The organism is Thermostichus vulcanus str. 'Rupite', assembly GCF_022848905.1.
Taxonomy (GTDB): Bacteria; Cyanobacteriota; Cyanobacteriia; order Thermostichales; family Thermostichaceae; genus Thermostichus; species Thermostichus vulcanus_A.
Genome location: NZ_JAFIRA010000033.1, coordinates 38,077 through 45,537, shown reverse-complemented (window position 1 = coordinate 45,537; position 7,461 = coordinate 38,077). Strand labels below are relative to the sequence as shown.

Below are 7,461 nucleotides of genomic sequence, written 5' to 3'. Positions count from 1 at the left end.
AAACTTGAGCTTGAGTGTGGTGGTGACCCGTTTCATGGGGACTATTGTATGTACTATTTCTGTTGCTGAATAAATTCAGCCTGTGCGCTTATATCCCCCGGTTAGAAACCGGGGGCTTTACGCTGCTCTTCGTAAGCTGTGACAATCTTCAAGCGGAAATCAGGGGAGTAGCTCATCAGAATATCTAGAGTCAGGCTCACCCTCTATCCTAGCCGACTAGGATGGTTGTACTTAACCACCAAAAAGGCTGTAAACAAATTTAGGTCTTGTTGTCGTTTTTTATAGTGGAGGTACCCCGCAGGGCTACTTGATGATTCACTTTGACCTAGGGGCCGAGAAGAGCGCCTAGCCACTCCCGTTGCAGCCGCTGCTGTTCTGGGGTGAGGTTGGGCAGAGCCTCCAGGGAATACACATCGGGGCGAGGTGGATCCAACGGGATCCAGAAATGCTTGAGTTGTTCCGCTTGAAACACGCTCAGGCAAATAACCTGATGGGGCTGATACGCCCGCAGACGATCCGGTAACTGGGTAGCGCTCACCTTAAACCCCTCGACCGCCACCAGTTCATCCCCCGCCCAAATCCCCACCTGCTGAGCCGGGGATCCCATATCCACCGAGCTGATGCGATTCCCCTCGCCATTAAAGTTCAGGCCCAAATAGGGACTGGGGTTGGGATGGCTGAAGGCAGTCTTCAAACCCAGACCGAACGGCTGTAGTTCGGTGTTGTAGTCCAGCTCCTCGGTGCCATCTACATAAGCTCTGAAAAACTCACTCAAATCCGCACCGGCTGCCCTCTCAAAGGTCTCTCGCAACTGACGCTCGCTATACCCCTTCTCCACCTTGCCAAACTGCTGCCACAGGTCTTGCATCGCAGTATCCAAGGATCCCTGCCCACCGGATCGATGGCGGATCTGTAGATCCAGCAGCCAACACACGAGCGCGCCCTTCAGGTAATAGGACACCTGGCTGTTAAGGCTGTTTTCGTGGGGGCGATAGAGTTTGATCCAGGTATCGAAACTGGACTCGGTTAAGGATTGCACCGCACGCCCAGGGATCCGCTGCAGCCGCCCAATTTGCTCGGCTAGGGTTTTCAAGAAATCGGTGGGGGAAAGAAGGCCGGCTCTGCGCAACAGGATGCTTTCGTAGTAGCTCGTCGCCCCTTCACAAAACCAGAGACACTCCAGGTAATTTTCTTGATTGTAATCGAAGCGCTCCAGGGCAAGAGGACGTAAGCGTTTCACATTCCAGGTATGAAAAAATTCATGCGCCACCAAGGACAAAAAGCGCCGATAGCTCTCCGGTTGATGAAAGTCTAACCGGGAGTAATTGAGGGTGGTGCTGTACTTGTGTTCAAGGCCACCAAACCCTGCCGCCGACAGATGCACAATGAACCAATAACGGTCGTAGGGCAATCCCCCGAAAAAACGGGCTGCCGTCGCCACAATCTGCCGGGTATCTGCCACTGCTCGGGCCAAATCCAGATTTCCCTCTCCCCAAACCACAAAGTAATGGGGGATCCCTTCCACCTCAAATGTTTCCAGCCGATGCAGGCCCACCTCCACCGGGCTATCCACCAGCTCGTCGTAATCTGCCGCCACAAAAGACTGGCCAGGTACTGCTCCTTCTGATCCACCCGTAACCTGACAGGGCCGCAAACTGGTGGCAATCCGCCAATCGGGCTTGGGCGGGATCACTGTCAGTAGATGGGGTTCCTGCTCCCGCCCTGGCACATAAAGGAAAAGAGCCGCCCCGTTAAAATACCCGTGGGTGAGATCCAGATGATTGGTACGTACCGTCAGCTCATAGGCATAGACCCGGTAGCGAATAGTCACCGTCTGGGTATGGTCGGATCGGGGCTGAACTTGCCAGGTATTTTTATTCACCTTGCGCCAAGGCAAAGGGATCCCTTCCTCATCTTCCACCTGAAAATCCTGGAGATGCCGGGCATATTCCCGCACCAGATAGGATCCCGGCGTCCAGACAGGCATGCGCAGCAACAACGGAACCTCCGGCTGCACCTCTCGAATCTGCAGTTCCACCTCAAACAAGTGATTGGCCGGCTCCGGCATCCGTACCGTGAAGTGTTGACGACTGAGCTGAAGGGGGGCGGCAACAACGGCCTCCGAGATCACCATGGGCGTTTTCCAATGTGTCAGGATCTATACGGAGCTAGCACAGTGCCTCTGACGGCAATGCTTCCCATCCTACTGCCTACCTTTTGTCAGGGATCCCTTGCTGAGGCATGAACGAAACCTGAAAATGTAACTCCCGCTACAAAGATATCCAGGCAGAACCTTTTACTTTAGGATGACTTCCTGCCGTCGTGATGACTTCTGAGGTCAATAGGATTGTGACTCAATCCAGGGCCTCTTGGCTGGTCTTAGGTATACACTGACCTCAAAAGGTTGATGAGTATGGCGGTGGCCGTAGCGGAAAAATCTCTGATCACAGCCTTCAAACAGTTGGGGGGACATCAGTACCCGCCTGTGATCGAAACGTTTGAGCGGGGTAAAACGATCTTTTTCCCAGGGGATCCGGCGGAGCGAGTTTACTTTCTGGTGAAAGGGGCCGTCAAGCTCTCGCGGGTTTACGAGATGGGGGAAGAAATTACCGTCGCCCTCCTGCGCGAAAACAGCATTTTTGGGGTGCTCTCGTTTATCACAGGTCAGCGTTCCGATCGCTTTTATCACTCGGTTGCCTTTACCCAGGCTGAGCTACTCTCTTTGCCGATTGAACAGGTGGAAAAATCTTTGCGGGAGAATGCTGAGCTTTCGATGCTGTTGCTCAAGAGCTTATCTTCGCGCATTTTGCAAACGGAGATGATGATCGAGACTCTGGCTCACCGGGATATGGGATCCCGTTTGGTCAGCTTTCTGTTGATCCTCTGTCGGGATTTTGGTGTGCCCAGCCCGGATGGCGTCACAATCGATCTGAGACTGTCTCACCAGGCGATTGCTGAAGCGATTGGCTCAACTCGGGTGACGATTACCCGTCTTCTCGGGGAGCTGCGCAAGAAAAAATATATTTCAATCCACAAGAAGAAGATTACAGTTCATGATCCGATGCAATTGGGCCATCGATTTGCTTGATTGGCTCGAATGGATTCATACTGCTAGGCGATAGTGGGGGCACCCCTGACAAGGCCCCAAGGGATTAACCGCACAACGCAGCAGTGGCGAACGAGCATTAAATTGGCAAGAGGGATCCCCGAGAATGCCCCCCTCTTCTGTCGGTGTAGCGACGGCACGAACCACAGCCCGGATCCCATAGAGGCAATATTTCCCCTGACGCAATTGGTAGGAATGGCGTTTTTCCAACACTAAGTAGTGCTGCCCTGCCAGTTGAACATAAGTACCGGGATGAGGGCTGACTTGCCAAGGAGATTCTTCCAAAACCTCTCCCGAATCCGCGTCGATCCACTGGATAGGCAGAGTTTGGTTTACGGAAGACATAAGGTGCGGTAGGAGTCAGCTTGGAGGAGCAGAGCGCAGGGATGCAGCTTGACTCACATTAGTGTAGTGGATTTTCCCTGGCTGGAGGTGAGCCCCGGAAAAGGTAAACCTGGGTTAAAAGATTCTGGCATCTGGTCAAGATACACCCCATCTGCGCAACGGGATCCCTACAATAACGGAAAGTTTCCCCTGCCGCCGATCCATGTCCAACAAGATCTTGATCGTTGACGATGAGCCTCACATTCGTCTGTTGCTGGAACAAACTTTGGAGGAATTGGAGGCGGAGGGGGTGGAGCTGATCCTGGCAGCCAATGGGGAAGAAGCACTGGAGTTGATCCGCACAGAACGACCCCAAATCGTGTTTTTGGATGTGATGATGCCCCGTTTGAACGGTTTTGATGTCTGCCAACAGGTGAAACAGGATCCCGAGCTTCAGCACACCATTATTATTATGCTCACGGCCAAAGGACAGGAATTTGACAAGCAACGGGGGCAAGAGGTGGGGGCAGATCTTTACATCACCAAACCCTTTGACCCGGATATGCTGACAACCAAAGCGGCGGAATTGTTGGGCTTGCGGGGATAGGTCGATGTTTGGCTGGTTACGCTCCCGGATTGGGCTACGGATCTCGTTGGTGGTGACAGTGGTGTCTTCCGCCTCCGTGCTGGCCTTGATTCAACTCTCTTCGAAACGTATTCAGGAGCTGGGGGAATTTGCCGCTTCCGAGAACGAAACCACCCTTCGCACGCAGGTGGATGCTGCCCTGACTCGCATTACCGAGGAGCAAGCCGCCCATTACAACGCCATCTTTGCTCAGGTGGGGGCCGCCGCTAGCCTGATCGCGCAACAGGCGGCTGTGTACCTTGAGGAGCAAACCTTTTACGGGCAGCAAAATTACAACCCCCAAGAAACTCTGACCCTCTACCCCAACCGCCGCTGGATCAACACCGCCGCAGATCCAGTCTCTGTTTTTTTCTCGGCTGCTGATGAGATTACCCCTGAGATTACCCAGGAGCTAAACGCCATTTCCCATTTGGATCCGTTGTTGCAGGCTTTGCAGCAGAGCCAATCCAGCATTGTTGCCAGTTGGCTGATCTTAGAGTCTTCTTCAACTCGCTATTACCCCAATACGTTTTTTGCGCCGGAATTGCCCCCCCTATCCGATTTTGATGAGCGGGTTGAGGGCACCTACTATACCATCGTTCGTCCGGAGAACAACCCCAGTGGCAAGGTGCGCTGGACGGAGGTGTACGAAGATACCGCCGGTCAGGGGTTGCTTACCTCTGCAGTGGCCCCGATTCGTGATGCCCAAGGGGAGTTTTTGGGGGTGGCGGGGATCGATCTCAGCCTCGGTACGATTGTGGGAGAAATTTTGCGGGCTCAGGTGTTGGGCGAGAGTGACGGAGCCTTTGCTGATGCCAACTTGGGGGAGTTCGCCTTTTTGCTGGATGACCAGGGGCAGATCATCGCCTTTCCGGAAGCTTATTCCCAGTTGTTTGGGTTGGTCAGTCCGGGATCCCGGCAGTTACAAATCGGGGAACTGCTGAATACCAGCCTGCTGGAATCCGAGCAGCCGCAGGTGGCGGCGCTTGCCCAAGAGATGATGGCTGGGGATCCCCTGTTGCGGGATCTGGAACTGCCACAGGGGCGTTACCGCGTTGCGGTTCGTCCACTGGAGTATCCCAACTGGAGCCTAGGGGTGGTGGTACCCCAAGAACAGATCCTCGCTTCCGTTCAACAGACGCGGGCCGCCGTCGGAGCCACCGTGCAACAGGTGAATCAACAGCTGATCCTGCTCTGGCTAGCGCTGTTGGGGGGCGGGATCCTTTTAATCTTGATCTTTTTGGTGCGGGATCTGATCACACCGCTCCAGCAGTTGGCGGCAGCCGCAGCTCAAATTGAAACCCAAATTGGAGAAGCCCATTGGCAAGAGATGCCAGGTAGGCAGCGCACGGACGAGATTGGCCTGCTATCTCAGGCTTTCCAGAATATGATCCAACGCCTCAAGGGATATACGGAACGCTTGCAGGAGAGCAATCGGGCCCTAGAGCAGGGAGTAGAACAACGGACAGCCCAGTTGGCCCAGGCGGTGAACGAGCTGCAAGATACCCTCGCCTACCTGGATGCACTGATCGAGAACATTGCCGATGGACTGTTGGTGACGGATCCGGTGGGTCAGATTTTGCGGGTGAACCCGGCCCTGCTAACCCTGTTTGGGCTAAATACTGAGGGGGAATCCCCTGTGGGGTTGCCTGTGGCGCAGGTGTTTGGGGCCGATCTGTTGGCCTTGGTGGAGCAAGCCTTGGCGGATCCCACAAAACCTGTAGCGGCGGAGATCAAGCTGGGCAACCAACGGGTGGGCAAAGCCGTGGCCGCCGCCATTCAACGCTCACAGGAAGGGATCGCGGCCAGCTTGGGGTGTGTAATGCTGATCCGCGACATCACCAGCGAAAAGCACATCGACCAGATGAAAACGGATTTCATCTCAACCGTGAGCCACGAGTTGCGTACCCCCCTTACATCGGTGCTGGGGTTTGCCAAGCTGATCCAAAAACGCCTAGAAGAGGTGATCTTTCCCGCTCTGGCTCCAGAACGAGCCTCTGATTCGGCAGCGGAGCGCAAGCTGCAACGAGCCGTCAGCCAGGTGAGCGACAACCTCGGCATTATTCTTTCGGAAGGGGAACGCCTTACCGCCCTCATCAACGATGTGCTGGATGTGGCCAAAATGGAGGCCGGTCAGATTGAATGGCACATGCAACCCTTAGCCGTCGAGGGGATCCTAGAGCGGGCCATTGGCGCCATCACACCCCTGGCGGAACAAAAGGGCTTACCCATCTTGAAAGAGGTGGATCCGCAGTTGCCCGAGGTCTATGGGGATCCGGATCGGTTGGTGCAAGTGCTAATTAATTTGCTCTCCAATGCCCTCAAGTTCACCGAGCAGGGATCCATTACCTGTCGGGCCAGGGCTTTACCCCACCAGTTGGAGATCGCCATCATCGACACTGGCATCGGCATTGCCGCCGCAGATCAAGCCCGCATTTTCGACAAGTTCAAACAGGCAGGAGATACCCTCACTGACCGCCCCCAAGGGACAGGCTTGGGTCTGCCGATTAGCAAACAAATTGTTGAACATCATGGCGGCAAAATTTGGGTGGAGAGCACCCTGGGCCAGGGCAGCCGCTTTGTCTTCACCTTACCCCGCTGGACAGACTCGGCAAATGCACCGACCGGCGGCGTTGATTTGCAGGGCATCGTGCGCCAACTGCGGGAGCATGTGGCGGCTACCCCTGACCTGATCCCGGCAACGGGTGAAGTAGGAGCTGGCTCACCGGGATCCCAAACCATCCTCGTGGTGGATGATGAGCAGCATCTGCGGCAGTTGCTCAAGGAAAACCTCGAATCGGAGGGCTACCGGGTGATCGAGGCCCAAGACGGCATCGAAGCCATCACCCAAGCCCGATTGCACCATCCGGATCTGATCCTGTTGGATGTGATGATGCCCGAGATGGGCGGGTTTGATGTGGCTGCCGTCCTGAAGAGCAACCCGGATACTGTCGAGATCCCGATTGTGATTCTTTCCATCGTGGAGGATCGGGAGCGGGGCTATCGGCTGGGCATCGACCGCTATTTCACCAAACCGATTGATATGGAGGCGCTGCTGGAGTCAATCCACGCCTTAATCGCCCAGCGAAGCTGCCGCCGTAAGGTACTGGTGATCGACGAACATTTGCCCACCGTGCGTCTGTTGATGGAGGCTTTACAAAGCCGCGGCTACCAAGTTTCCGAAGCGACAGATGGACAAGAGGGCATTCAAAAGGCCGTTGCCGATCAACCGGACATGATCATCGTCAATAGTTTGCTGGCCCGCGAACAGGGGATCATCAAAACCCTGCGCTTTGAGAAAGGCTTGGAAAATGTCTATTTTATTTTGCTGGCGGAGGAGCCAACTCGAGAAGATCCCCCAGGACAGTCTGCGGCAGATCGGTAACCCCCCTTTCTGTTGTGCCCA

5 protein-coding genes are annotated in these 7,461 nt (G+C 55.0%); 3 read left to right on the top strand and 2 right to left on the bottom strand.

From position 1 onward, the window contains the following. Positions 1-325 precede the first annotated feature (325 nt). Complete coding sequence (locus JX360_RS12200) at positions 326-2,134, bottom strand: M61 family metallopeptidase (protein WP_244351319.1); 1,809 nt, start codon at positions 2,132-2,134, stop codon at positions 326-328. Positions 2,135-2,413: 279 nt separating this feature from the next. Between JX360_RS12200 and ntcA the strand changes: the two genes are divergently transcribed. Beyond that, positions 2,414-3,088 carry a global nitrogen regulator NtcA gene (gene ntcA, locus JX360_RS12195; protein WP_244351316.1) on the top strand — a complete coding sequence of 225 codons (675 nt, stop codon included), beginning with the start codon at positions 2,414-2,416 and terminating at the stop codon, positions 3,086-3,088. Between the two features lie 15 nt (positions 3,089-3,103). Here ntcA and JX360_RS12190 read toward each other — a convergent pair whose 3' ends face one another. Then, positions 3,104-3,391 (bottom strand): DUF6464 family protein, encoded by a 288-nt coding sequence (locus JX360_RS12190; RefSeq protein ID WP_244351314.1) that lies wholly within the window; start codon positions 3,389-3,391, stop codon positions 3,104-3,106. A gap of 262 nt (positions 3,392-3,653) precedes the next feature. On the opposite strand from JX360_RS12190, the gene JX360_RS12185 reads away from it, so the two are divergent. Beyond that, positions 3,654-4,037, top strand: a complete 384-nt coding sequence (locus JX360_RS12185) for a response regulator transcription factor (RefSeq protein WP_244351303.1) — start codon at positions 3,654-3,656, stop codon at positions 4,035-4,037. A gap of 4 nt (positions 4,038-4,041) precedes the next feature. Next, entirely contained in the window at positions 4,042-7,440 is a 3,399-nt protein-coding gene (locus JX360_RS12180) for a response regulator (protein ID WP_244351302.1), read from the top strand. The last annotated feature ends 21 nt before the right edge of the window (positions 7,441-7,461 follow it).